Genomic DNA, 24,995 nt, shown 5'->3' with positions numbered 1-24,995 from the left:
AAGGGGAGAAGGCGAGGTCTGCGCTTACTCGTCCGCCTTGAAGGTCTGCTTCTGCTGGCCCATGCCCTCGATGCCGAGCTCGACGACGTCGCCGGCCTTCAGGAACACCGGCGGCTTCATGCCCAGCCCGACGCCGGGCGGCGTTCCGGTGGAGATGATGTCGCCGGGATGCAGCGACATGAACTGGCTGAGATAGGAAACCAGATACTTGACGCCGTAGACCATCGTCTTGGTCGAGCCGTTCTGCATGGTCTTGCCGTTGACCGTCAGCCACATTTTGAGGTTCTGCGGGTCGGCGATCTCGTCCGTGGTCACCAGCCAGGGGCCGATCGGGCCAAACGTGTCGCAGGACTTGCCCTTGGTCCACTGGCCTTGGCGCTCGGCCTGGAAGGCTCGCTCGGAAACGTCGTGCGCGACGCAATAGCCGGCAACATAATCCAGCGCGTCGTCCTCGCTGACATACTTCGCCGTCTTGCCGATGACGACGCCGAGCTCGACCTCCCAGTCGGTCTTGACCGAGCCGCGCGGGATGAGCACGTCGTCATCCGGCCCGACGATAGCCGAACTCGCCTTCATGAAGATGATCGGCTCCGGCGGCACGGTGGCGCCGGTCTCGGCAGCGTGGTCGGAATAGTTGAGGCCGATGCAGATGAATTTCCCCGTGCCGGCCACGCAGGCGCCGATGCGTGGGCTACCGGAAACAGCCGGCAGCGATTTCGGATCGAGCTTCGACAGCATCTCCAGCGAAGCCGGATGCAGCGCCGTGCCGGCGATGTCGGCGACATAGGCCGAAAGATCGCGGATCGTGCCATCCTGATCGAGCAGGCCGGGACGCTCGCTTCCCATCTCGCCATAGCGCAGCAACTTCATCTTTTCTCTCCACCTTGCGGCCAAAGACCGATTTGCAAAACTTTCCGCCACGACCTCATGCGAAAATCGGGCGGACCCTAGCCATCAGCCTGGTACCCCGCAAGCGCGGACTCCACGCAGTAGGTCGGCAGGCTGGATTTTTCAGACTTTTCGATGCTTCCGATGAACGCGTAGCCCCGATCCGATCTTCCTGTTCGCCCACTAGCACTGCGAACCGCCCCCAATTTTCGAAACGGGCGTCAGATCGACCAGCCGCCATCAATATTGTAGGCCTGCCCCGAAGTGTAGGTGGCGCCCGCCAGATAGACGGCGAGATCGGCGATTTCTTCCGGCGTGCCCAGCCTTCCCATCGGCTGGCGGGCGATGAAGGCGGCGCGCGCCGCCTCATAATCGCCCTGCGCATGCATGCGGTCCTGCAGCGACGGGCTCTCGACCGTGCCCGGACAGATGGCGTTGCAGCGGATGCCCTTAGCCACATAGTCGGCGGCGACCGCCTTGGTCAGGCCGACGACCGCGGCCTTGGTCAGACCGTAGACGAAACGGTTCGGCACGCCCTTCTGCGAACTCGCCAGCGATGCCATGTTGATGATCGAGCCGTCGCCGCGCTCCAGCATGCCGGGCAGCACGGCGCGGATGGTGCGGATCATAGAGCGGACATTGAGATTCAGGGCGAAGTCGAGATCGGCATCCGTCATTTCGAGGATCGAGCCCGAATGGACGAAGCCGGCGCAATTGAACAGAACATCGACCGGGCCGATCTCGGCGAAGGCCGATGTCACGGCTGCGTCATCGAGCACGTCGAGTTTGCGGGTTTTTATGCCGGAAGTCTTGCCGAGTTGGGCCAAAAGCTGCTCGTTGATGTCGGTGGCATGAACGGTGGCGCCGGCCTTGGTGAAAGCCAGCGCGCTCGCCCGCCCAATGCCTTGCGCCGCCGCGGTGATGACGACCACTTTGCCTGCCAGATCCGCCATGCTTCCCTCCGGTGTCGCAAGCTTTCCTAGTGGCGGCCAGACGGGATGCAATGTGCCAGGCGAGCCTGACCGCTATTCCGCAGGCCAATTGTTTTTTCTGGTTAAAGAACACATGCCGATGCGTCAAGCCTGGAAGCCTGCGGCAAACGCGCCGAATTTGCGGCGCGAGTGTCGTCAAACCAGACCCGGTCTGGAACGCGCTTAGTCGCCGTAAGGCACCCAGACGTTCTTGACCTCGATGGCGCGGCGCAGGATGGCCTCGCCAGCCGCCTCGCTCGATGTCCAGTCGAGGCTGCGGCCATTGCCGGTCCAGACGCGCTTGAGGTTGCCGATGGAATCGGCCTCCGCCTTGGCGCAGGTGTCGGCATCGGCAAACACCCAGAGCCCATCGACGTCGTCGTGCTTGGCCAGAACGCCGCAGAGCTCGGCGCTGCGGCCGGTGACGATATTGATGGCGCCGGCCGGAATGTCGGAATATTCGATGACCTGGTAGAGATCCGTGGCTAAAAGCGGGTGACGCTCGGACGGCACGGCCACCACGGTGTTGCCCATGGCGAGCGCCGGCGCCACCAGCGAGACGAAGTTGAGGAGCGGCTGATTGTCCGGCGCAACGATGCCGACGACGCCCACGGGCTCGTGCAGCGCAAGCGTCACGGCGCGGGCCGGCGGCTGGTGGACGCGGCCCTCGAACTTGTCGGTGAGGCCGGCATAGAGGAACAGCCGCTCGATGGACTGCTCTACCTCCTCGCGCGCTGCCTTCGCCGTCACGCCGGTGAGTTGGACAAGGCGTGCAGCGAACTCATCGGCACGGCCCGAAAGGTTTTCCGCGAAGTAGTAGAGCACCTGGCTGCGGTTGAAGGCCGTCGCGTCCGGCCAGGCCTTGCAGGCGCGCGCGGCGGCGACCGCGTCGCGGATATCCTTGCGGTTGCCAAGGCCGACTTCGCCGGCAAGCTTGCCCTTGGCGGTGGCGACGGTCAGCGAGTAGTTGCCGTCCGGACGCACCTGCTTGCCACCGATGAACAGCTTTGCCGTGCGGTCGATGGCCATACCGTCAGCCTGCTCGACGACCTGCGCCGAGCCGACTGCGGCCGGCTTGATGGCGGGGCCGACCGGCAGCTTGGCGGCAAGATATTCGAACATCCCTTCCCGTCCGCCTTCGCGACCGAAGCCGCTTTCGCGATAGCCGCCGAAGCCGCAGGCCGCATCGAACATGTTGGTGCCGTTGACCCAGACGACGCCCGCCTTCAATTGCGGCGCGACATGCAAAGCGAGATTGACGTTCTCGCTCCACACCGAAGCGGCAAGACCGTAACGCGTGTTGTTGGCTAGCTCGATCGCCTCCTCGGTGTTACGGAAGCTCATCGTCGCCAGCACCGGCCCGAACACCTCCTCCTGCGCCAGGATATTAGCCGGCGAAACAGAGGTGGCGAGCGTCGGCAAGTGATAGTAGCCCGTCGTCGGCAAGGCAGCGTCCGGCTGCCAGCAAGCGGCGCCCTGCCTGGCGCCCTCGGCGATCAGGCCCTTGACGCGGTCGAGCTGCGTGCGGTCGACCAGCGGCCCGATGTCGGTGTTCTTGTCGAGCGGGCTGCCGACGCGCAGGCGGCTCATCCTGACCTTGACCTTGGCGATGAAGGCCTCCGCGATGCCTTCCTGCACCAGGAGCCGCGAGCCGGCGCAGCAGACCTGGCCCTGGTTGAACCAAATGCCGTCGACCAGTCCCTCGACGGCGCTGTCGAGGTCGGCATCCTCGAAAACGACGAAGGCCGATTTGCCGCCGAGCTCCAGCGACAGCTTCTTGCCCGATCCGGCGGTTGCCTTGCGGATGATCTTGCCGACCTCGGAGGAACCGGTGAAGGCGATCTTCTGCACGCCCGGATGGTTGACGATGGCGGCACCCGCCTCCGGTCCGCCCTGAACGATGTTGACGACGCCTTTCGGCACGCCGGCGCGCTCGCAGATCTCGGCGAACAGTATGGCGGTGAGCGGCGTGAATTCGGCCGGCTTCAGCACCACCGTACAGCCGGCCGCGAGCGCGGGCGCGATCTTCCAGGCCAGCATCAGCAGCGGGAAGTTCCACGGAATGACCTGGCCGACGACGCCGACCGGCTTGTGGCCGGGAAAATCCTTCTCGAGCGTCTGCGCCCAGCCGGCATGATGGATGAAGTGGCGGATCGCCAGCGGCACGTCGATGTCGCGGCTCTCGCGGATCGGCTTGCCGTTGTCGATCGATTCCAACACCGCGAACAGGCGCTGATGGCGCTGCATGGCGCGGCCGATGGCATAGAGCACTTTGGCTCTGGCGTAGCCCGAGGATGCCGACCATTTCGGCAGCGCCTTTGCGGCCGCCGCAACCGCGGCGTCGATGTCGCCGGCGCCGGCATCCGAGATCTTCGCCAGCAGCTTGCCGGAGGACGGCTCGCTGGTATCGAAAGTCTTGCCGCTTGCCGCCGCCTTCCAGGCGCCGTCGATGAACAGCGCCCTGGAAAAATCGCGGCCGGCGAGCCAGGCGTCGGCCTCGTTGCGGGCTTCCGGCGCCGGGCCGTACTCCATGGCGCGATAACGTTCTAGGATGTTCATGGGGTGGCTCCTTTACCCTTCCCCGTGTGGGGAGGGTCGATCGGCGAAGCCGATCGGGGTGGGGGTAAATGGCTAATGGTTTGGTGCATGGATCAGGCAGATTTGTTTTTCGACCCCCACCCCGCCGCTTCGCGGCGACCCTCCCCGCAAGGGGGAGGGGGGTGGCTCACGCCATCGCGTGGCGATGGTTGGCCGAATAGTGGCCGGTCAAATGATGTTCGAGCTGGCGCTCGATGTCGGTGAGCAGGCTGGAGGCGCCGAAGCGGAACAGCTGCGGCTCGAGCCAGGGCCGGCCAAGCTCTTCCTTCATCAGCACCAGCCAGTCGAGCGAGACCTTCGCGGTGGAAATGCCGCCCGCCGGCTTGAAGCCGATCAGATAGCCGGTCTCCTCGAAATAGGCGCGGATGGCGCGCACCATCGCAAGCCCGACGGGAAGCGTGGCGTTGACGCTTTCCTTGCCGGTCGAGGTTTTTATGAAATCGGCGCCCGCCATCATCGCCACCATCGAAGCCAGCATGACGTTGCGCAGGGTGGCGAGATCGCCCGTGCCTAGGATGACCTTGAGATGGGCTTCGCCGCAGGCGGCGCGCATGGCGACGATCTCGTTGAACAGTTCGCGCCATTTGGCGCCGTAAACCAGCCCGCGCGGGATGACGACGTCGATCTCGTCGGCCCCGTCCTTCACCGAGGCCTCGATCTCCTGCAGGCGGGTCGAGAGCGGCGCAAGGCCGTGCGGGAACGCTGTGGAGACGGCCGCGACATGGATGCCTGTGCCACGCACCGCATCCACGGCCGTGGCCACGAAGGGATGGTAAACACAAACCGCCGCGGGGCGGATCGATTCGTCGGCGATGCCGAGGCCCTCGACGATGTCCCGGCGCAGCGGATTGATCGCTTTGGCGCAGAGCCGGCGCACACGCTCGTCGGTGTCGTTGGAATTCAGCGTGGTCAGGTCCATGCAGGCGATCGCGCGCAGCAGCCAGGCGGCCTGGTTGTCGGCCTTGATCGAGCGCCGCTTGGTGAGGGTGGCGACGCGGCGCTCCAGCGCCGAGCGGTTGACGCTGCGCACCGATTCGAGGAAGCCGAGGTCCAGCTTCATGCCAGGATTGCGGGCAATGCCGTGCTCCAGCGGCATCGGCGTGTTGGCGGGGGCACGCGCCGGCAGCGGCATGATCTTGGACGCGCCTGAGCCGGCCTCGCGGATGGTGCTGCTCATCTCCTGCCCTTTCATTCAGCGACGTGCACTGAAGATAGCCCGCGAAGTTGTCCTTCACGAGTCCTTCAGTGGCTCATAGCGGAAAAAGGCGGCAAAAGCAGTAGGTTTTTGACCGCATGGTCAAAACACTGGGAGACGCGCCTCAGCCGACGAAGGCGCGCTCGACGACGAAGCTGGCGGGATGGTTGAGCGAGCCCTCCTGGAAGCCGAGGCTTTCGGCGAGCTCCTTGACGTCCTTCAGCATGTGCATCGAGCCGCAGATCATGATGCGGTCGGTCTCGGGATTGAGCTTGTCGATGCCGAGGTCGGAGTAAAACTTGCCCGAGCCGATCAGGGCCGTGATCCGGCCCATGCGCGCCGACTCCTCGCGGGTCGTCGAATTGTAGAGCGTGACACGCCCGCCGGTCAGCTCGCCGATCAGCGGATCGGTCTCGAGCGCAGCCACCAGTTCCTGGCCGTAGGTGAGCTCGGCGTTGTCGCGGCAGGTGTGGGTGAGGATCACCTGATCGAACTTCTCATAGGTGTCGGGGTCGCGCAGCAGGCTGGCGAAAGGCGCGATGCCGGTGCCGGTCGAGATCATGAACACGCGCTTTGCAGGCGTCAGCGCGTCGAGCACCAGCGTGCCGGTCGACTTCTGGCGCATGATGACGGTGTCGCCGACCTCTATCTTCTGCAACTCGGAGGTCAGAGGACCGTCCGGGACCTTGATCGAGAAGAATTCGAGCTCGTCGTCCCAGGCGGGGCTGGCAACGGAATAGGCGCGGAAGATCGGCTTCTCGGCATTGGGCAGACCGATCATGACGAACTCGCCGGAGCGGAAGCGCAGCGACTGCGGGCGGGTGATGCGGAACGAGAACAGGCGGTCGGTGTAATGCTTCACCGATACCACGGTCTCGGCATAGACATTGGCCGGGATCGGGAACTGCAGCGGCTTTGCACCGGCGAGGTTCAACGCGGATGTCGTGTTCATCAAACCCAACTTTCCGGCGCGGACGCGAGGCGCTGGCGCCAAACTTTCTCGTGCGCGCCCGAACGGTCAGGTTCCGACGTGCTCTCTGCACACTGCCAAGCGGTAAGCTCTTGTGTCCGGAATTTATTAGTATACAAATGATCTTCAGGTCAAGATGGCAGCGTAAAACGGCTTTCCAAACCGAGGCATATCCGTAGTCCTGGCATTTCGGGTTTCGGCAATGAATGAGAAATTTTCGGCGTCTGCGGGAAGCGTGGTTGCCGGCATCGATGTCGGGGGAACCTTCACCGATCTGCTCCTGATCGACGGCAAGGCCGGCGGCAAGGTGCACATCGCCAAGACCCCGACGACGGTGGAAAATCAGGCCTTCGGCGTGGTCGCCGCACTTGGCGCGACCGGCTTTCCGGTCGAGGGCATCGACCTCATCGTGCACGGCACGACGACCACCACAAATGCCGTGCTGGAGCGCCGGCTGGCCAGGACCGGCATGATCACGACGCGCGGCTTCCGCGACGTGATCGAGCTTGGACGGCGCACGCGGCCGCAAGCCTATGGCATGACGGGCACCTTCGTGCCGGTCATTCCGCGCGATCTGCGGCTCGAAGTTTCGGAGCGCGTTGAGGCGTCCGGCGCGGTTCGCCTGCCGCTCGACGCGGCCGAAATGCGCGATGCCGTGAAAAAGCTGCTCGACGCCGGCTGCGAGTCGCTCGTCATCCATTTCCTGCATTCCTACGCCAACCCCTCGCACGAGCGGCGCGCGGCCGAGATCGCGGCGGAGCTCTGGCCGAACGGCCACATCACCACCGGCCATGCGCTGCTTTCGGAGGCGCGCGAATTCGAACGTGGCGTGACGGCGGCGGTCAACGCCTCGGTGCAGCCGATTCTGGAGCGCTATGTCGAGCGGCTGCGCAAGGAGCTCGCGGCGAAAGGCTATGCGCGCGACTTCCTGATCATGAACGGCAATGGCGGCATGATCTCGGCCCGCTTTGTCACGCAGGAATCGGCAAAGACCGTCATGTCCGGTCCGGCTTCCGGCGTCATCGCCGCCGCCTATACGGGAAAACGCGCCGGCTTCGCCAACCTGGTGACCTACGATATGGGCGGCACCTCGACCGACGTGGCGCTGATCCGCAACGCCGAGCCCGCGGTCTCGAACGAGATCGAGATCGAATATGCGATGCCGATCCATGTGCCGATGGTGGCGGTGCACACCGTCGGCGCCGGCGGCGGCTCGATCGCGCGCGTCGACGCCGCCGGCCTGATCCAGATCGGTCCGGAAAGCGCCGGTGCCAATCCCGGCCCGATCTGCTACGGGCGCGGCGGCACGGAACCCACCATCACGGATGCCAATCTGGTGCTCGGGCGGCTGGCGCCGAAGAAGCTGCTTGCGGTCGACAATCCGGTCACTGTCGAGCGCGTCACCGCAATCTTCGAGGACAGAATCGGCAGGCACACGGGCCTTTCCGGCGTCGAGGCGGCCGGTGCCATCTTGAGGCTCGGCAACATGAAGATGGCGGGCGCCATCCGCATGGTTTCGGTGTCGCGCGGCCACGACCCGCGCGATTTCGCGCTGTTCGCCTTCGGCGGCGCCGGGCCGCTGCACGCGACGGCGCTGGCCCGCGAACTCGGCCTGCCGAAAGTGGTGGTGCCGGCACGCCCGGGTATCACCAACGCGCTCGGCTGCGTCGTCGCCGACCTCAGGCACGACTTCGTCAATACGGTCAACCAGCCGGTAGCGAGCCTCGACGAAGCACAGCTTCGCGAGTTGTTGGAACGGCACCGAAACGAAGGCGAGTCGCTGATTGGCAAGGAAGCAGTGAAGCCCGATGCAATCCGCGTCACCCACTCCGCCGACATGCAATTCGTCGGCCAGACGCACATCATCAACGTGCCGCTGCCGTCATCCTCGGTTTCACGGGCGACGCTGCAGCAGCTGTTCGAAAAAGCCTATTTCGCGCGTTTCAAGGTTGAACTGCCGGAGATCCGCGCCAATCTCGTCAACCTCAACACCTCGGTGACGGGCGTGCGGCCGCAGATCGACCTGTCTCAGCTGATCGACCCGGCAGGACGCGCGGCGACGCTGGAGGAGGCGCGGCGCGAGATCCGGCCGGTCTGGTACAGCGGGCGCTGGCACGACACGCCGGTCTATGCGCGCGAAAGGCTGCCGCTCGACGCAACAATCGAAGGGCCGGCGATCCTCGAGCAGATGGACGCCACCACCGTGCTTGAGCCCGGCGATCATGCGCGTTCGGACGCCGACGGCAACATCATCATCGACATCGGCGAGGCCTGACAATGGCAGTCGAAGGGGCAAAGCTCGACACGATCACGCTTTCGGTGCTGCAGGCCGCCTTGCAGCAAGTTTGCGACGAGATGGATTTGACGTTTTCCCGCGCCGCTTTCTCGCCGGTGATCGCCGAGGCCAATGACCGCTCCGACGGCATCTATTCCGCCGCCGACGGCTCGCTCATCGCGCAAGGCAGCAAGGGCCTGCCGGTATTCGTCGGCGTCATGCAGTATTCGACCAAGACGGTGATCGAGATGATCGCCGACGGGCGCTGCCTGGCCCCCGAGCCCGGCGACATCTACATCGTCAACGACCCCTATCTCGGCGGCACGCATCTGATGGACGTGCGCTTCGTCATGCCGGTCTACCGCGACGGCAAAATCTTCTGCTGGCTGTCCAACACCGGCCATTGGCCGGATATCGGCGGCGCGGTGCCTGGCGGCTTCTCGGCCTCGGCCACCGCCGTCGAACAGGAAGGTCTGCGGCTGCCGCCGGTGAAGCTGTTCAAGAAGGGCCTGCTCGATCCCGAGATCTACGCCATCATCTGCTCCAACATCCGCGTCGCCGACCAGCGCATCGGCGACATCCGTGCGCAGGCTGCGGCACTGCTGATCGGCCAGGACAGGCTCAATGAAATCCTCGATCGTTACGGCGACGAAACCGTCGTCGAGGCGATCGCCGAACTGCGCCGCCGCGCCGCCGACCAGATGCGCGCCTCGATCGCCGTTATCCCGGACGGCGTCTACCGCTCGCAGGCTTTTGTCGATTCCGACGGCGTGGTGAACGAGCCGCTGACCATCAATCTCGCCGTCGAGAAGAAGGGCGACAGCCTGACCTTCGATTTCGCCGGCTCGTCAAAGCCCTGCGCAGGCCCGATGAACAGCGTGCTGGCGACGACGCTATCGTCGGTCTATCTCGCCATGCGCCACATCTTCCCCGAAGTGCCGATCAGCGCCGGCGCGTTCGAGCCGCTCAATGTCAAGCGGCCGGAAGATACCTTCCTCGACGCCAAATATCCGCGGCCGGTCTCGGGCTGCGCGGCGGAGGTTTCGCAGCGTATTGCGGAGGCCGTGTTCGCGGCGATGGTGCAGGCATTGCCGGAGAAAGTCACGGCGGCGCCCGCCGGTTCCAGCGGCAATTTCGCGCTCGGCGGCAACGACCCGGCACGCGGCCGCGACTATGTCATGTACCAGATTTCGGGCGGCGGCTATGGCGGCAATGCGGGCCATGACGGCTTGAGCAATGGCTGCTCGACGATCGGCATTTCGAAGTCGCCGCCGGTCGAGATCATGGAGCAGGCGTTCCCGGTGCTCTACCGCCATTACGCGCTGCGCGAAGGCTCCGGCGGCGCCGGCAAACATCGCGGCGGCTTCGGGCTCGCCTATGAAGTCGAGATCCTGCGCGGCGAGGCGCGCGCGTCCTTCGTCATGGACCATGGCCGTTTCGGGCCGCAAGGCGCGCTTGGCGGCAGGGACGGCGCGCCGAACAGCGTGACCGTGTTTCGGGGCGGCGAAGCGCATGTGCCGCCGCATCTGTCGAAGGAGCAGGATATCCCGCTCAAGGCCGGCGACCGCGTGCGCGTCGGCACGCCCGGCGGCGGCGGCTATGGCGATCCGCGCGAGCGCGATCCGAAGCAGGTCGCCGAAGATGTCCGGCTCGGCTACTACACGGCCGAGCAGGCGCGGGAGATGTTCGGGGCCGATCCGGAGGTTTGATCAGGCCAACTTCGCCAGCAGCCGCAAGAAGGTCGCAGCCTCCTTGGCCGTGAGCGGCGCCAGCGTTTCCTCGGTGATGGTGCGGGCAAGCGGGATCAGCCGCTCGATCGCCTCGCGGCCTTCAGCCGTCAGATTGACCAGCAGCCGCCTCTTGTCCACCTCGTGCTTGGAAAGCTCGACCAGCCCGCGCGCCTTCAGCCGGTCGATGACGCCCTTTACGGTCGCGGCATCCATGGCGATCAGCGTGCCGAGCTGGTTCTGCGAGGTCTCGCCGATGTCGTAGAGCTTGGCGAGAGCGGCGAATTGCGGCGGCGTCAGATCGCCGATGTGGGAGGCGAAGATCGCCACATGGCGCTGATGCGCCCTGCGCAGGATGAAGCCGACCTGGTCCTGCAGATGGTAGTTGTTCTCGTCCAGCTCTTCGGCCTCGACCAGCCGCAGCAGATTGTCCTCGCCGCTCATCTCAAGCCGTCCCAAGCCTTGATGTCTCCGGCCGCAAGGCCGCCCATGCGGTTGTGGACGCGCGGGCCGCAGGTCATGGCGAGGCAGAACAAGATCTCGTCGGGACGCGGGCCGTCGCTGATGCCGACTTCCATCGCGTCGAAATGGCTGCGCACATAGGCAGCGTTGATGTGGCCGAGCGGGACATCGAGCCGTGCGCCGAAGGCGCCGACCTTCTTCGCCGACGGCACGATCGCCTTGGCGTCGCCGAGCCGCTCGCGCATGGCGTAGCCGCCGGGCACGTGCCAGAGCGCGCCGTGCTCCAGTTCGCCGGCACTGCCGACGATGGCGCCCTTGCCGTAACCGTCGATCTTTTTCACATCGCCGCCAAGCGCGGCGATCAGCCTGTCGGAAAGCAACAGCCCGAGCGGCTTCAGGTCCTCCATCGCGCCCTGCAGGTCCTCGACATAGCGACCGGCAAACGGGTTCTTGACCACGGCGAGAGCCGCGGCGCGCAGGCGCGGCTCCTTCGCCGCTGGGCCGCCGTCGTGGAAGATCTCTTCGGTCAGCACCGCGACCTTGCGGATCGGGAATTCAGGCATGGGCAGTTTCCTTCGCTTTATGCTTGTTGGGCGCGGCGAGCGCCACGGAGCCACTGATGCGGGTTTGGCCGGCAAGGAACAGCGCCGACGCGGCGATCAGGCCGCGCCGGCGAAAATTTTCGGCGACGGCAAGGCCGTTATCCAGCGCCCGGGCCACCTCGCCGGGCGCTAGCCCGCCGACGCCCTGCGTCACCAGCCGTTCGCCGAGATCGCTGTCGGGCGAAAGATCCCGCGCCGGCACGCGATGAACCGCCGGATGCCCAGGCAGGTCGACCGCGTTGGCAATCAGCGTCGCCGCGGCATCCGCCTCGGCGCCGGTCCGCGCCAGCACGGTGACCGCGTCGGCGATGCCCAGCGAAAAGGAGCGGCCGCGCCAGCCACTGGTGGCGACGCCGCGCACGCCGTCTTCGGCGCGGATCGTGATGCGGTCGGCCATGCCGTGCCCGGTGCCGGCGATCGCCAGCGTTATCGTGCCGCCCTTGCCGAGATGAATGGCGCTGTCGCCGCCATTGTTGACGTAGGCGCGCTCGAGCAGGCGTCCGGCGAGAAGCGCGGCCAGAACTTCGTCGGCTACCGAACCCGCAACGGCGGCCATCGGCGTGATGAAGCATTCCGCGAGCGGTGCGACCGCGGCCTCCATGCGCCGCGCGGTCGGACCTGCAAAAACGCTCGGCGTCAAAGACGCCGGACGGCGCAATTCGGGAAGCTCCTCGACCAGTTCGGTCAGGATCGTCTGGAAGCGCGCGACGGCCTGCGCGCAGGCGGCGCGGCGTTCAGCTGCATCGCCAAAGGCCTCGACGATGAGGTCGATCGGCCCGTGATTGAGATGAAGCCGCCTGCCGTCGGCGAGCCAATGCGCCTGCGGACCGTTCATCAGTCGGCCCCATTGGCCGGGGTGCGGCGCAATTGCGCCAACGGCGGCCAGGGATTGCCGGCCGGCGCGCCGGCATTGCTGCGCGGATTAAGGTACTCGCCGCCTTTGGCGAGGATATCCTCGACGCTGCGGATTTCGTCCTCGTAACCGCCGAGCCGGACGTAGTCGTCGCGGCGCATGGTGAATTCGATCGGCGCGACCAGCGCCGGCGTCGGCACATAGCCGAATGCGCCTTCCGGCACGCGGGTGACATCGACCATCAGGGTGATGCCGCCGCCCGGCCAGACATAGACCGGCGCGCCGCCGACCGTGACATAGGTCTTCAGGCCCTGAACCGAGCGGGTGAGATTGACCGGGTTTTCGGTGACGCCGGCGCGCAGCGAGCCGCCGGCGCCGCCGATGAAGAGCACGGTGCACAGGGCCGGCTCGCAATTGTCCTCGATCAGGCCGACGGATTTCTGCAGCCGCTCCGGGAACGGTTTCTCGACCGGTTTCAACTGATCGTCCAGCTCGTAGTAAGCGAACTGTTCGCCCGTGGTCGAGACCATCAGCAGCGACAGGCCGGGGCGAGCACCCTTCTTGGCGTTCCAATCGCCCAGGATCGACAGCGGATCGGAGATCGTCGTGCCGCCCCAGCCGAGACCGGGCTCCGAAACCTTGAAGTAGCGGCCAGGCGTCGAGCGGCGGCCGATGATCTTTATCCCGGTATCCTCCCAGCCCAATACCTTGCCGGCCTGATGTTCCGACACGACGCCGGTGATATGGTCGTCAACCACCACAACCTCGTCGACCAGCCCGCGCCATTGCGTGGCGAACATGCCGATGGTGGCCGAGCCGCAGCCGACGCGCATGCGATGCTCGATCTTGCCGTCGATGACCGGCGCCTTGCCAGCCTCGACAATGACCGTCGCACCGCCGTCGATGGTGAGCTCGACCGGCTTCCTGTTGCAGAGGTTGAGAAGCGCGTCGCAAGTCGCGCGGCCTTCAGCCTTGGAGCCGCCGGTCAAGTGATGCACGCCGCCAAGCGACAGCATCTGCGAGCCATACTCGCCAGTGGTGACGTGGCCGATCGCCTCGCCTTCCGAGCGCACGGTCGCCGTCTCGTCGCCGATGTGGCGGTCCGTATCGATCTTCACCTTGACGCCGCAATAGGAGAAGATGCCCTCCGTGACGACGGTGACGAGATCGACGCCCTCGACCTCCTGGCTGACGATGAAAGGTGCGGGCTTGTAATCCGGGTAGGTGGTGCCGGCCCCGATCGCGGTGACGAAGCGGCGGCCGGTGTTGACCAGCTCGCCACCCCACTCCTCGCCCTCGGCGACGAATGGCACGACCGCGCCGCCGGTCTCGGCCGCGTGGTCGAGGATGGTCAGCGGATCCATGCGCACGATGCGCCCGCCGACATTGCCGTAGCGGTCGCAGGCGCCGGTGCGGCCGTCGGCGATGTAGCACATCACCGGACAGGCATCGCAGCGGATCTTCTCCGCCACCTGCTTCTCACCGGGATCGTGGGTTTCGAAACGTTCGGCAAGCTCGCTCATCGGCGCGCCTCCTTTTCGCGGATCGCCGCCAGGATGCGGCTCGGCGTCGCCGGCACTTTGGTGACCAGCACGCCGGTGGCATGTCGGATGGCGTTGAGGATCGCCGGCGCGGTCGGGATCAGCACATGCTCCCCCAAACCCTTGGCGCCGAAAGGTCCTTCCGGGTCCGGAACTTCCACCAATATGTGCTCGACCGGCGGCACGTCGCCGATGGTCGGGATGAGGTAGTCGTGCAGGTTCTCGGTGCGGCCGGGGATATATTCCTCCATCAGTGCCATGCCGATGCCTTGCGCGATGCCGCCCTCGATCTGCCCCTCGACCAGTACCGGGTTGATGGCCTTGCCGACATCATGCGCGGCGGTGATCTTGAGCAGCTTCACCGTGCCCAGCTTGAGATCGACCTCAAGCTCGGCGATCTGGGCGCCATAACCATAGACGGCGTAGGGCTTGCCCTGGCCCTTGGCGTCGAGCGGCAGCGTGGGCGGATCGTAGGTCTCTTCCGCGACGAACACCAAGCCATCGGCATCGATCTTCAGTGTACGCAGATCGATGCGTCGCGTCGCATCCCCCTCGCGGATGGAGATGCTTGCGCCGTCGAGCGCGATCGTTGCTTGATCGGACACATTGGCGAAACGCAGGATCTTTTCGCGCAGCGCGCGGCCCGCCTTCTCCGCCGCCTTGCCGGTGACAAAAGTCTGGCGCGAGGCGGATGTCTTGCCGGCGTCGGGCGTGATGGCGGTGTCGGCGCTCTTCAGCCTGAACTTGTCCAGCGGCAGGCCGAGCGCGTCGGCGCAGATCTGGCTGATGACCGTGTTGGAGCCTTGGCCGATGTCGACGGCGCCCTGGTGCAGCACGACATCTCCGGAGGCCGAGACGCCGACCTTGATCGTCGAAGGATTGGGCAGCGAGGTGTTGCCGCAGCCATACCAGCAGGAGGCGACGCCGACGCCGCGCTTGCTTGCCGTGTTGATGGCGTTGAAGGCTTCCGCATCGCCAAGCGCGCGCGCCCAATGCTGCTGAAGCCTCTCCAGGCATTCACTGATGCCGACGCCCGACTCGAGCCGTTGGCCCGTGACCGTTTCGCAGCCGTTTCGAAGGCAGTTCTTCAGCCGGAAATCGAGGCGATCCATGCCAAGCTTGCCAGCGAGCGCGTCGTAGAGCGTTTCCTGCATAATGGTTGCCTGCGGCACGCCGAAGCCGCGGAAGGCGCCGGCGATCGGGCCGTTGGTATGGATGGCCCTGCCCGTCGCCCGATAGTTCGGCGTCTGATAGGGGCCGGAGGCATGCACCGGCACGCGGTTGGCAACCGTCGGGCCCCAGCTTGCATAGGCGCCGGTGTTGAAATCGCCCTCAAAGATCATTCCGGTGACGCGGCCCTCGGAATCGGCACCGATGGTCGCCTCCATTTCGGCCGGATGGCGCTTGGTGGTCGACATCATGGATTCGTTGCGCGTGTAGGCGAGTGCCGCCGGCCTGCCGGTCTTCATCGCCACAAGGCCGATCAGAGGCTGAAGCGAGACATCGAGCTTCGAGCCGAAGCCGCCGCCAGTGGCGGTCGGCACGATGCGCACTTTTTCGACCGGGAGGCCTAGCACCTTGGCCGTGTCGTCGCGATCCATGTAGGGCGCCTGGGTGCAGGCGACGATGACGAGCGTGTCGCCATCCATGTAAGCGAAGCCGGCCTCCGGCTCGATATAGGCATGCTCGACGAAAGAAGTCTCGATGGCGCCGGAGATGGTGACAGCAGCGGCAGCAAGGGCGCCGTCGGGATCGCCATGTTCGACATAGCCGGAGGTGAGCAGGTTCGCCGGCCGATGCCGGTGGATCAGGAGTGCGCCGTCGGCTTTCGCCTCGCGGGGCTGCAACACATGCGGCAGTTCCGTCCAGGCGATCGGAAAATCCGTCAGGTCGAGGTCGGGGATGGCTTCGCGCTCGCCCGCCACCAGCGCGACCGCCTCGCCGCGAAGGCGCGCGAAACCTTCGGCAAGGGCCGGCTGATCAGCAAAGGGGCCGATGACCCCGAAGCAGTTCTTGCCCGGAATGTCGGCGGCGGTGAAGACGCCGGCAATGCCGGGATGCGCTTTGGCCCAGGCGTCGAGATCCCCGAAGCTGAAACCGGCGTGATAGTAGGGCGAGCGGACGACCAGCACCGACAGCGCGTCGTGCGGAAAGGAATCGCCGCCGAATTTTTCGTCGCCGGTAACCTTCGGCACGCCGTCGAGCCGGATCGGCGAGGCGCCGACGGCGCGGCCGACCTCCGGCAGGCGACGGTCGAAACCGTCCATATGCTGCGAGGCATGCATCACCGCCGCGACGATTTTCCGGTACCCCGTGCAGCGGCAGAGCACGCCGCCCAGCGCATCCTGCGTCTCGGCTTCACTCGGCGTTGGGTTGCGCTGCAGCAGCGCGGTAGCCGCCACCAGCAGGCCCGGCGTGCAGATGCCGCATTGCGCGGCGCCGTGTTCGAGGAAGGACGCCTGCAAGGCCGACAGCCTGCCGTTGGCGAGGCCCTCGACCGTCGTGACGGACGCGCCGGAGACCGAGGCCGCCGGCACAAGGCAGGCGCAGACGGGATTGCCGTCGACCAGCACGGTGCAGGCGCCGCAATCGCCGGCGTCGCAGCCGACCTTGGTGCCGGTCAGCCGCAACTCGTCGCGCAGAACCTGCGAGAGCCGCCGCACCGGCGGCACCGACACGCTGACAGCCGCGTCGTTGACCTCGAAGGCAATGTCGGTGCGCTCCATTGTCATGCGGCCACCTTGCCTTCGCCCAGGCTGATCGCAGCGCACACTGCGCGGACAACGATCTCGCGCGCCGCATGCTCCCGGTATTCGGCGCTGCCGCGCACATCGGCGATTGGCGACAGTTCGTCGATCGGCGCGGACAGCACCGCATCGGCGAGCGCGGCGGTAACCGGCTGGCCGCGCAGGGCCGCCTCGACGCCGGCAAGACGACGGGCGACGGCGGAGCAGGCGCCGACAGCGATAGCAGCATCGGCGACCACGCCATCTTCGATCACGAGACGCGCCGCCGCCATGGCGATCGAGATCACGAGATAGCGCCGCGCGCCAAGCTTGACGAAGGCGGACGAGCCGACAGCCGAACGTTTCGGCACACGAATGGCGGTAACCATCTCGTCCGGCTGCAGCGCCGTGCGGCGATTGCCGAGAATGAACCCGCCAAGCGGCAGGTAGCGCGTGGCTTTCGCCGACCGCAATTCGACTTCGGCATCGACCACCTGCAGCGCCGGAACGCCGTCGGCGGCGGGCGAGGCGTTGCAGAGATTACCGGCGACCGACGCGACGTTCTGGATCTGGACCGAGCCGACTTCGCGCGCGGCCGCCTTCAGCGCATCGAACGCCCTGGGCAGCTTGTGGCGCACGACGTCGGTCCAGGTGGTGCGGGCGCCGATCCACCAATAGTCGTCCGTCTCGGCGATGCCGCGCAGCGCGGCGAGACCATTGATGTCGAGAATGTTGTCGCGGAATGGTTTCGCGCCCTGCGCCGGATAGAAATCGGTGCCGCCGGCCAGAATGCGCCAGCGGTCCTCGCCAAGCAGAGCGAGCGCCTCGTCGACCGTGGTGGGTTTCGCGTAATGGATCACGCTTTGCCTTCCCAGAAAGGGGCCTTTCCGAGGGAATCTGCCGCCGTCCAGCCGGGCAAATTCATTCGTATGCAAATGATATCAACTTCGCCGCGATTGTCAAAGCGAAGTGGTCGGCCACGGCTTTGTTATGCCTGTGGAGGTTGACGCAGCCGGCCATCTGGTCAAGGTTCCGTGTCCGGTCGCGTCAACTGGAGCCCAAGCCGAGGAAGAAGGGAGGCCGCATGGCCGACGAAGCGCTCATCGTCATCGACCTGCAGAACGACTTTTGCCCCGGCGGCGCGCTGGCCGTGGCCGGGGGCGACGAGATCGTGCCGCTGGTCAACGACCTGATCCGGCGGACCGATCACGTGATCCTGACGCAGGACTGGCATCCGGCCGGCCATTCGAGCTTCGCTTCCAGCCATCCAGGCAAGCAGCCCTTCGAAGCGATCGAGATGCCCTACGGGCCGCAGACGCTTTGGCCGGATCACTGCATCCAGGGCAGCCTTGGGTCCGATTTCCATTCCGGGCTCGCCTGGACCAAAGCGGAACTGGTCATCCGCAAGGGTTTCCGCACCGCGATCGACTCGTATTCGGCTTTCTTCGAGAACGACCACACGACCCCAACCGGCCTTGCCGGCTATCTCAAGGAGCGCGGCATCGACACCATCACCTTGGTCGGCCTGGCCACCGATTTCTGCGTCGCCTTCTCGGCACTCGATGCCGCCAAGCAAGGTTTCAAGACGACGGTGCGGCTGGATGCCTGCCGCGGCATCGATCTCAACGGCTCGGTCGGCACGATGCTGAAACGGATGCGCGAGGCCGGGGTGGTGCTCGAAGATCACCTTTCGGACTGACCGCGCCGTGAGGCATCGAGGGGGCTTTGCGACATTGGCGAAGGTGTTGGCGGCAACCATGACGGCCGTACTCCTTCTCGCCTTTCCACAAGCGGTTTTCGCAGCCGAGGCGCATGAGCTGCCCGGCGCGGCGATGTCGCTCTGGTGGGCGCTGCCCTTTGCCGGCCTGTTGCTGTCGATCGCGACCGGGCCGCTGCTGTTCCATCATGTCTGGGAGCATCATTACGGCAAGATCGCCGCCGCGTGGGCGGCACTTGCCGTGGTTCCGCTGGCGATCGCTTTCGGCATGCCGGCGGCAAGCGAGGCGGTGCTGCACACGCTGCTCACCGAATATCTGTCCTTCATCATCCTTTTGTTCGCGCTGTTCACCATTTCCGGCGGCATCCTGGTCGCCGGCAACATCCACGGCACGCCGCTGGTCAATTCAGGCTTGCTGCTGATCGGCGCGATCCTCGCCTCGGTCATCGGCACGACGGGCGCCTCGATGATCCTGATCCGGCCGATGCTGCGCGCCAACGACAACCGCCCGTTCAACGCGCATGTGGTGATCTTCTTCATCTTCCTGGTTTCGAACATCGGCGGCTCGCTGACCCCGCTCGGCGACCCGCCACTCTTCGTCGGCTTCCTGCGGGGGGTCGACTTCTTCTGGACGACCGCGAACCTCTGGCGCGAGACGCTGTTCACCGGCGGGCTGGTGCTGATCATCTTCCTGGCGCTCGACATCGTGCTGCATCGCCGCGAGGGCGGCTTGCCGAAGATCAAGGACCCGACACCGGACACGAAGGTGCGCCTGCGCGGCCTCGCCAACCTGCCGCTGCTGGCCGGCGTGATCGGTGCGATCCTGCTTTCCGCCAGCTGGAAGCCGGGCATCAGCATCCCGATCCTCGGCATCGGCCTGGAGCTGCAGAACCTGGTACGCGACGCGATCATCCTGGCGCTGGCCTTTCTGTCGCTCAAAGTCTCGTACAAAAACCACAGGGAAGCGAACGGCTTCAGTTGGGGGCCCATCGCCGAGGTGGCGAAACTGTTTGCCGGCATCTTCATCTGCATCGTGCCGGTTATCGCCATCCTGAGAGCCGGGCACGATGGGGCGCTGGCGCCGCTGGTTTCGCTGGTCACCTCGGCGGACGGCCAGCCCGACGATCTCGCCTATTTCTGGCTGACCGGAGCGCTGTCGTCCTTCCTCGACAACGCGCCGACCTATCTGGTGTTCTTCGAGCTTGCCGGCGGCGACGCCAGGCACCTGATGACGGAGGCGGCCTCCACGCTCGCCGCGATCTCGGCCGGCGCCGTGTTCATGGGCGCCAACACTTATATCGGCAATGCGCCGAACTTCATGGTCTTTGCTATCGCCAGACATCGCGGCTTCAAGGTGCCGGGCTTCTTCGGCTACATGGCGTGGTCCGGCCTGGTGCTGATCCCGACGTTTTTGATCGCGGGGTTTTTGTTTTTTAGGTGAAGCGGTGCAGAGCTTTACCTCCCCTTGTGGGGAGGTCGGGCCAGGTCCGGGTGGGGCTCGGCGCCAGCTCCCGCTGCTTCGCAGTGACCTTCAGCCCACGCCCACATAGCGCCGAACCGCGGAGGGGTCGGCGCGCAGTTCCTCGACATCGACGGTCTCGCGGTTGCGGCCGTTCTCGATGAATGAGATGCGGTCGGCGACCGACAGCACGGCGTCGACGCGCTGCTCGACCAGGATCGTCGAGACGCCCAGATCGCGCAGCTTCGCCACCGTCTCGCGGATCTTGGCGATCATCGAGGGCATCAGCCCTTCGGTGGGCTCGTCGAGAAGAAGCACCTGCGGCTCGAGGCAGAGCGCACGCGCCATGGCAAGCATTTGCTGCTCGCCTCCGGAAAGCGTGCCGGAGCGTTGCTTCAAGCGCTCTCGCAACAGCGGGAAAAGGTCGAGGACGCGTTCCCGCGTCGCCTTGCCCTTGCCGCGGGTCATCAGGCCGATCTCGACGTTTTCCGCCACCGTCATGTCGGCGAATAATCGCCGGCCCTGCGGCACATAAGCGACGCCCGTCTTCGGCACGTCATGCGCGGCAAGTCCGGTCAGCTCCTTGCCGGCCAGTCTGATCGAACCGGCAGCGGCCGGAACCAGCCCCATGATCGCCTTCAGCGTCGTCGTCTTGCCGGTGCCGTTGCGGCCGAACAGGCAAAGCACTTCGCCCTTGTTGAGGACAAGGTCGAGCCCGTAGAGCACCTGCACCTCGCCGTAAAAACAGTCGAGGCCGGAAATGGCGAGCAGCCCGCTCTCGGTGCCGGGGAGATCAGCCATGGGTCGCTCCGAGATAGGCATCCTGCACCTCGGCATTGGCGCGGATCTGCTCGGGCGTGCCCTCAGCGAGAATCTTTCCCGAATTGAAGACGGTGATGCGGTCGGCAAGCTGCATGACCACCGGCATGTTGTGCTCGATGAGCAGCACGGTGGCATGCTTGGCGATCTCGCGCACCAGTAGGACGAAATTGTCGATCTCGCTGTCGGCCAGCCCTTGCGTCGGCTCGTCGAGGATCAGCAGGCGCGGCCTCAGCGCCAGGCCCATTGCCACCTCCAGCAGGCGCTGGTGGCCGTAGGAAAGCTGGCCGGCCGGGGTGCCGGCGCGGTCGGCGAGGCCGGTGCGTTCCAGCGCCGCCATGACGCCGCTCCTCACCTGCCCCTTCGAGCGGCCGTCGGTCAGCGTGCGCTGCACCGGCAACGCGACATTGTCGTAGGCCGTGAGATTGGCGAAGACGCTGGTGATCTGGAAGGTGTAGGCAACGCCGAGGCGAACCCTTTTGTAAGCCGGCATGGTCGTGATGTCGGCGCCGTCGAAGACGATCATGCCGGAGGAGGGTTGGATGCGGCCGCTGAGCAGACTGACGAAAGTTGTCTTACCGGCGCCATTGGGGCCGATGATGGCGCGGATTTCGCCCGGCATCAGCGCGAAATCGACGCCGTCGACGGCGCGCAAGCCCCCGAAACGGCGCGAAAGACCCTTGGTGGTGAGCAGCGGCATCACGGCAACCATCCGAGCCAGCGCTGGCGGACGCTGCCCAGAACGCCCTTCGGAAAGAAGAGCACCAGCACGATCAGCGCCACGCCGACGATCAAAAGATAGGCGGAGGTGAAGCCGCTGGTGATGTCGGTGACATAATACATGAACAGCGTGCCGATGAGCGGCCCGAGAATGGTCGCGGCGCCGCCGAGCAGCACCCAGAGCAGTGGCAGGATCGAATACTGCACCGACGCGAAGCTCGATCCAATATAGCCGAACAGCAGCGCGTAAGCCGCACCGGACGCGGCGCAGATGGCGCCCGAGGCAATGACGGCGACGAGCTTGTTGGCGACGGTGTCGTAGCCCAGCATCTTCGTGCGCTCCTCATTCTCGCGAATGGCGACCAGCACGCGGCCGAAGCGGGAGCGAACGACAGCAAGCGTGATGAGCAGCACGACCGAGAACAGCGCCAGAGCGCTCATGTAGCGCACAGTCGGATTGGTCAGGTCGAGCGATGCGCCGCCGATCGCGATTATTCTCGACGGCTGCTGGATGACAAGGCCCTGGTCGCCGCCGGTCCAGGCGGCGAAATAAAGGATGAGCAGATAGAAGACCTGCGCGAACATCATGGTGACGATCATGAAGGCCACACCCGATGTGCGCAGCGCGAGCAGGCCGATGACCAAGGCAAGCAGGGCGCCGCAGGCAACCCCGGCGACGAAGGCTTCCGGCACGCCCCAGCCCAATTGATAGACAGCCAGCCCGGCACCATAGAGGCCGGCCGAGAAGAACATGGCGTGACCGAGGCTGAGCAGGCCGACATAGCCGAAGAGCAGGTTGTAGCCCATGGCGAAGACGGCAAGCGCCATGATGCGCGCGAACAGGCCCTGATGATAATCGGGCAGGACGAAATTCAGCGCGAACAGGAGCGCGATGACGCCGATATGCAGCGCGTAGGTCTTCGCGGGGGAAGCATCCTTCATCGCGCCGCCGTCCCGAACAGGCCTTGCGGCCGGAACACCAGCACCATGGCGACCACCAGCGTGGCGATGATCTTGGCCAAGGTCGGCGAGAAGAACACCGAGACGATGCCGTCGGAGAGGCCGATCAGGATGGCGGCGACCACCGTGCCGCGCAATGAGCCGAGGCCGCCGATGATGACGACGATGAAGGACAACAGCAGCGGGTCCTGCCCCATCAGGTAATGCGCCTGGCTGATCGGCACGATCAGCACCGCCGCGATTGCCGCCAGCATGGCGCCGATGGCGAACACGCCGGCATAGACGCGCTCGACCGGGATGCCGAAGGCCTGCGCCGTCTCGCGGTCATACTGGGTGGCGCGCATGATCAGGCCGATTTTCGTCCGTGTCAGCACCAGCCAGGTGATCACCAGCAGAACCGCGGAGGCGGCAATGACCGAAAGCTTGTAGCCTGAATAGCCGAACCACGGCAGCAGGATGCGGTAATTGAAGGGTGGCTCGACCGGGCGCGCTTCCGGGCCGTAGAAGGTCAGCGCCAGTTGCTGGATGATATAGAGCATGCCGATGGTGGCGACGATGGTGCCTTCGGGATTGTAGTTCAGCCGGCGCAGCACCAGCCATTCGGCAAGAAACGCGACCAGCCCGACCAGCAACGGCGCGATCACCAGCGCGGCGACGAAGCCGATAGCGGGATGGCCGGAAATCGCCGTCGAGATCGCCCAGGCAAGCACGGCGCCCAGCATGAAGAACTCGCCATGCGCGACATTGACGATGCGCATGACGCCGAACACCAGCGACAGGCCAAGCGCCGTCAGCGCCAGCACGGCGGACGTGACGAGGCCTTCCAGGGCGGCGAGCAGGAGGTGGGGTCCGAAGTGCATGGGCTAGATACCGGCGGATGCGCGAGGCACCCCCCACTGCCCTGCCGGACTGTCCGGCAGGACAGAGGGGGGTGGCTTGGCGCTCACGCTCGGTGAAACGTCGAAGCTCACAGCGCTTGCGTCGTGTAATCCCCTTCCGGCTCGTAGAGGCCGTCCTCGATCTTGGTCTTGTGGACGACCTTCAGCTTGCCGCCTTCGACCTTGGAGATGTTCTGGATGCCGAAGCATTGGTGGATCTTGCCGTTAAAGGTTTTCGGACCCTGCGGATGCTCCGGCCCTTCGGCGAATTCCTTCAGCGCTTCGGTTGCCTCGACCAGCTTGGCGCGGTCTTCCGGCCCCTTGTAGCCGGCATCCTCCATCGCCTTCTTGACGACATAGAGCGTCTCCCAGCAGCCGAACATGTGGGCAGCGGTGGAGACGTCCTTGGGGTCGCCGACGGCGGCGCCATTGTCGTCGATGCCGACGGCGGCGCGATAGGCCTTCTGCGCGGCCGAGTCATCGGGCTGCGCGTAGCGCGGCGAGCCTTCCCAGAAATGGCTGCCGTCGAGGAATTCGAGGCCGGGGCTGTTGATGTCGACGGCCTCGAGGGAGTCGATGAAGCCGAAGAGCTGCGGCCTTTGCGAGCCGTAGAACTCGCCGAGTTCCTTGACGAACGTGAGCACGGCCGGACCGACCATGACGTGGTAGATCACCTCGGTCTCGGCCGGGATCTGCGGGAAGTATTTGGTGAAGGACGACTCCGTCGGGGGGATGGCGATCTGCGCGATCACGTCGGCGCCTTGCGCCTTCAACGCCGGCGGCAGGTAGTCGCGATGGTCGTAGCCGAAGGCGAAGTCGGGGAAGATCTGCGTCACCTTCTTGCCGGCATTCGCCGCGATCCACGGCGCCATCGACTGGATCTGGCTCTTCACGTCGGTGATGCCGGGCTGGAAGACGTAGCGGTTGAGCTTGGTCGAGGCGACGTGGTGGCCTTCGCTGACCACGAAATAGGGGATCTTGTTTTCGCCGGCGGCGGGCGCCGAGCCGATCACCACATGCGAGAACAGCGTGCCGAAAACGATGTCGGTCTTATGCTGCGTGGCGAACTTGCCGACCACCTCGGCGCCGCGGGCAGGATCGGTGCCATCATCTTCGATCACCAGTTCGACCTTGCGGCCGCTGATACCGCCGGCATCGTTGATCGCCTTGACGGCGGCAGCGCTCGTCTTCTCGTACCAGCGGCCGTAGGCGGCGCCGATGCCGGTGCGGTGCGACTGGAAGCCGATCTTGATCGGCGCCGAACTCTGCGCCTGGCTGTAGCGAACGAAGCCGGGCGCGAGCGCCAGGCCGGCGCCGGCGGCGATGCCTTTCAGCGCTGTGCGGCGGGAAAGCGTGCTTTTGGAGAGGTCGAAAAATCCGTTCTTGTCAGCCATGTCCGTTCCCCTGTTTTCAGTTTTTTGACCAGCGATAAGGCGGCTCGATCCTCCGCGCTCGGAGGACGCGAAAATTGCATGTGTACAAACTAAATCACCAAAGCCGTGACGTGGCAAGCGAGCTTCCACTCCAGCGCCGCCGCGCGTCCTCTAGGGGACGCGCAAAGGACGCTGGAGCACTTTCATTTTGCGCATGATCCTTTCCGAAAATCGAACCCGATTTTCGGGGTCATGCGCGCG

At 65.5% G+C, this 24,995-nt stretch carries 20 protein-coding genes; 4 read left to right on the top strand and 16 right to left on the bottom strand.

Annotated elements, in window-relative coordinates; genetic code table 11:
* Nucleotides 1–24 precede the first annotated feature (24 nt).
* The 5 genes from CK222_RS01160 to CK222_RS01140 form a co-directional block, all read right to left on the bottom strand.
* Nucleotides 25–870 (bottom strand): fumarylacetoacetate hydrolase family protein, encoded by an 846-nt coding sequence (locus tag CK222_RS01160; RefSeq protein ID WP_095799123.1) that lies wholly within the window; start codon nt 868–870, stop codon nt 25–27.
* A gap of 239 nt (nt 871–1,109) precedes the next feature.
* On the bottom strand, nt 1,110–1,841 hold the full coding sequence (locus CK222_RS01155) for an SDR family oxidoreductase (RefSeq protein WP_095799122.1): 732 nt from the start codon (nt 1,839–1,841) through the stop codon (nt 1,110–1,112).
* A gap of 201 nt (nt 1,842–2,042) precedes the next feature.
* The gene (locus tag CK222_RS01150) at nt 2,043–4,418 is read right to left on the bottom strand and encodes an aldehyde dehydrogenase family protein (RefSeq protein ID WP_095799121.1); all 2,376 of its coding nucleotides are present in this window, start codon (nt 4,416–4,418) and stop codon (nt 2,043–2,045) included.
* Nucleotides 4,419–4,584: 166 nt separating this feature from the next.
* Nucleotides 4,585–5,634, bottom strand: a complete 1,050-nt coding sequence (deoC, locus tag CK222_RS01145) for a deoxyribose-phosphate aldolase (protein WP_095799450.1) — start codon at nt 5,632–5,634, stop codon at nt 4,585–4,587.
* Between the two features lie 142 nt (nt 5,635–5,776).
* The gene (locus tag CK222_RS01140; RefSeq protein ID WP_095799120.1) at nt 5,777–6,604 is read right to left on the bottom strand and encodes a ferredoxin--NADP reductase; all 828 of its coding nucleotides are present in this window, start codon (nt 6,602–6,604) and stop codon (nt 5,777–5,779) included.
* A gap of 220 nt (nt 6,605–6,824) precedes the next feature.
* Between CK222_RS01140 and CK222_RS01135 the strand changes: the two genes are divergently transcribed.
* Together CK222_RS01135 and CK222_RS01130 are read left to right on the top strand one after the other, a co-directional pair.
* Entirely contained in the window at nt 6,825–8,897 is a 2,073-nt protein-coding gene (locus CK222_RS01135) for a hydantoinase/oxoprolinase family protein (protein WP_095799119.1), read from the top strand.
* Nucleotides 8,898–8,899: 2 nt separating this feature from the next.
* Nucleotides 8,900–10,606: a hydantoinase B/oxoprolinase family protein gene (locus CK222_RS01130; RefSeq protein ID WP_095799118.1), complete on the top strand. Its 1,707-nt coding sequence runs from the start codon at nt 8,900–8,902 to the stop codon at nt 10,604–10,606.
* Here the strand turns inward: CK222_RS01130 and CK222_RS01125 are convergent, their stop codons facing one another.
* The 6 genes from CK222_RS01125 to CK222_RS01100 are packed head-to-tail and all read right to left on the bottom strand — an operon-like array spanning nt 10,607 to nt 17,668.
* Nucleotides 10,607–11,068 (bottom strand): MarR family transcriptional regulator, encoded by a 462-nt coding sequence (locus CK222_RS01125; protein ID WP_095799117.1) that lies wholly within the window; start codon nt 11,066–11,068, stop codon nt 10,607–10,609.
* On the bottom strand, nt 11,065–11,649 hold the full coding sequence (locus tag CK222_RS01120) for an amino acid synthesis family protein (RefSeq protein WP_095799116.1): 585 nt from the start codon (nt 11,647–11,649) through the stop codon (nt 11,065–11,067). The genes CK222_RS01125 and CK222_RS01120 overlap by 4 nt, the downstream gene beginning before the upstream one ends.
* Nucleotides 11,642–12,523 carry a hypothetical protein gene (locus CK222_RS01115; RefSeq protein ID WP_095799115.1) on the bottom strand — a complete coding sequence of 294 codons (882 nt, stop codon included), beginning with the start codon at nt 12,521–12,523 and terminating at the stop codon, nt 11,642–11,644. The genes CK222_RS01120 and CK222_RS01115 overlap by 8 nt, the downstream gene beginning before the upstream one ends.
* The gene (locus tag CK222_RS01110; protein WP_095799114.1) at nt 12,523–14,064 is read right to left on the bottom strand and encodes a 6-hydroxynicotinate reductase; all 1,542 of its coding nucleotides are present in this window, start codon (nt 14,062–14,064) and stop codon (nt 12,523–12,525) included. The genes CK222_RS01115 and CK222_RS01110 overlap by 1 nt, the downstream gene beginning before the upstream one ends.
* A complete protein-coding gene (locus CK222_RS01105; protein ID WP_095799113.1) occupies nt 14,061–16,814 on the bottom strand; it encodes a molybdopterin-dependent oxidoreductase in 2,754 nt (917 codons plus the stop codon). Before CK222_RS01105 ends, CK222_RS01110 begins: the two co-directional genes overlap by 4 nt.
* The gene (locus tag CK222_RS01100; protein ID WP_095799112.1) at nt 16,811–17,668 is read right to left on the bottom strand and encodes a xanthine dehydrogenase family protein subunit M; all 858 of its coding nucleotides are present in this window, start codon (nt 17,666–17,668) and stop codon (nt 16,811–16,813) included. The genes CK222_RS01105 and CK222_RS01100 overlap by 4 nt, the downstream gene beginning before the upstream one ends.
* 224 nt (nt 17,669–17,892) lie before the next feature.
* On the opposite strand from CK222_RS01100, the gene pncA reads away from it, so the two are divergent.
* On the top strand, nt 17,893–18,507 hold the full coding sequence (gene pncA / locus CK222_RS01095) for a bifunctional nicotinamidase/pyrazinamidase (RefSeq protein WP_095776932.1): 615 nt from the start codon (nt 17,893–17,895) through the stop codon (nt 18,505–18,507).
* A 58-nt stretch (nt 18,508–18,565) separates the two neighbouring features.
* Nucleotides 18,566–19,966, top strand: coding sequence for a sodium:proton antiporter (locus CK222_RS01090; protein WP_176477543.1), 1,401 nt, complete (start codon nt 18,566–18,568; stop codon nt 19,964–19,966).
* Between the two features lie 90 nt (nt 19,967–20,056).
* On the opposite strand, the gene CK222_RS01085 is transcribed toward CK222_RS01090, so the two are convergent.
* From CK222_RS01085 to CK222_RS01065, 5 genes are all read right to left on the bottom strand, one after another.
* Nucleotides 20,057–20,785 carry an ABC transporter ATP-binding protein gene (locus CK222_RS01085; protein ID WP_095799111.1) on the bottom strand — a complete coding sequence of 243 codons (729 nt, stop codon included), beginning with the start codon at nt 20,783–20,785 and terminating at the stop codon, nt 20,057–20,059.
* Nucleotides 20,778–21,506 carry an ABC transporter ATP-binding protein gene (locus tag CK222_RS01080; RefSeq protein ID WP_067324686.1) on the bottom strand — a complete coding sequence of 243 codons (729 nt, stop codon included), beginning with the start codon at nt 21,504–21,506 and terminating at the stop codon, nt 20,778–20,780. The genes CK222_RS01085 and CK222_RS01080 overlap by 8 nt, the downstream gene beginning before the upstream one ends.
* Complete coding sequence (locus CK222_RS01075) at nt 21,503–22,465, bottom strand: branched-chain amino acid ABC transporter permease (RefSeq protein ID WP_095799110.1); 963 nt, start codon at nt 22,463–22,465, stop codon at nt 21,503–21,505. Before CK222_RS01075 ends, CK222_RS01080 begins: the two co-directional genes overlap by 4 nt.
* Complete coding sequence (locus tag CK222_RS01070) at nt 22,462–23,343, bottom strand: branched-chain amino acid ABC transporter permease (protein WP_095799109.1); 882 nt, start codon at nt 23,341–23,343, stop codon at nt 22,462–22,464. The genes CK222_RS01075 and CK222_RS01070 overlap by 4 nt, the downstream gene beginning before the upstream one ends.
* A 107-nt stretch (nt 23,344–23,450) precedes the next feature.
* Nucleotides 23,451–24,755, bottom strand: coding sequence for an ABC transporter substrate-binding protein (locus tag CK222_RS01065; protein ID WP_095799108.1), 1,305 nt, complete (start codon nt 24,753–24,755; stop codon nt 23,451–23,453).
* Between the last annotated feature and the right edge of the window lie 240 nt (nt 24,756–24,995).

It is taken from the genome of Mesorhizobium sp. WSM3866 (assembly GCF_002294795.1).
GTDB lineage: Bacteria > Pseudomonadota > Alphaproteobacteria > Rhizobiales > Rhizobiaceae > Mesorhizobium.
The sequence above is the reverse complement of the archived record's forward strand: the minus strand, read 5'-3'. Positions and strand labels throughout refer to the sequence as shown.

Bases quoted from the DNA above. Each gene is read 5' to 3' on its own strand.
- CK222_RS01160 (WP_095799123.1), bottom strand. From the start codon at position 870: ATGAAGTTGCTGCGCTATGGCGAGATGGGAAGCGAGCGTCCCGGCCTG.
- CK222_RS01155 (WP_095799122.1), bottom strand. From the start codon at position 1,841: ATGGCGGATCTGGCAGGCAAAGTGGTCGTCATCACCGCGGCGGCGCAA.
- CK222_RS01150 (WP_095799121.1), bottom strand. From the start codon at position 4,418: ATGAACATCCTAGAACGTTATCGCGCCATGGAGTACGGCCCGGCGCCG.
- deoC (WP_095799450.1), bottom strand. From the start codon at position 5,634: ATGAGCAGCACCATCCGCGAGGCCGGCTCAGGCGCGTCCAAGATCATG.
- CK222_RS01140 (WP_095799120.1), bottom strand. From the start codon at position 6,604: ATGAACACGACATCCGCGTTGAACCTCGCCGGTGCAAAGCCGCTGCAG.
- CK222_RS01135 (WP_095799119.1), top strand. From the start codon at position 6,825: ATGAATGAGAAATTTTCGGCGTCTGCGGGAAGCGTGGTTGCCGGCATC.
- CK222_RS01130 (WP_095799118.1), top strand. From the start codon at position 8,900: ATGGCAGTCGAAGGGGCAAAGCTCGACACGATCACGCTTTCGGTGCTG.
- CK222_RS01125 (WP_095799117.1), bottom strand. From the start codon at position 11,068: ATGAGCGGCGAGGACAATCTGCTGCGGCTGGTCGAGGCCGAAGAGCTG.
- CK222_RS01120 (WP_095799116.1), bottom strand. From the start codon at position 11,649: ATGCCTGAATTCCCGATCCGCAAGGTCGCGGTGCTGACCGAAGAGATC.
- CK222_RS01115 (WP_095799115.1), bottom strand. From the start codon at position 12,523: ATGAACGGTCCGCAGGCGCATTGGCTCGCCGACGGCAGGCGGCTTCAT.
- CK222_RS01110 (WP_095799114.1), bottom strand. From the start codon at position 14,064: ATGAGCGAGCTTGCCGAACGTTTCGAAACCCACGATCCCGGTGAGAAG.
- CK222_RS01105 (WP_095799113.1), bottom strand. From the start codon at position 16,814: ATGACAATGGAGCGCACCGACATTGCCTTCGAGGTCAACGACGCGGCT.
- pncA (WP_095776932.1), top strand. From the start codon at position 17,893: ATGGCCGACGAAGCGCTCATCGTCATCGACCTGCAGAACGACTTTTGC.
- CK222_RS01090 (WP_176477543.1), top strand. From the start codon at position 18,566: ATGACGGCCGTACTCCTTCTCGCCTTTCCACAAGCGGTTTTCGCAGCC.
- CK222_RS01085 (WP_095799111.1), bottom strand. From the start codon at position 20,785: ATGGCTGATCTCCCCGGCACCGAGAGCGGGCTGCTCGCCATTTCCGGC.
- CK222_RS01075 (WP_095799110.1), bottom strand. From the start codon at position 22,465: ATGAAGGATGCTTCCCCCGCGAAGACCTACGCGCTGCATATCGGCGTC.
- CK222_RS01070 (WP_095799109.1), bottom strand. From the start codon at position 23,343: ATGCACTTCGGACCCCACCTCCTGCTCGCCGCCCTGGAAGGCCTCGTC.
- CK222_RS01065 (WP_095799108.1), bottom strand. From the start codon at position 24,755: ATGGCTGACAAGAACGGATTTTTCGACCTCTCCAAAAGCACGCTTTCC.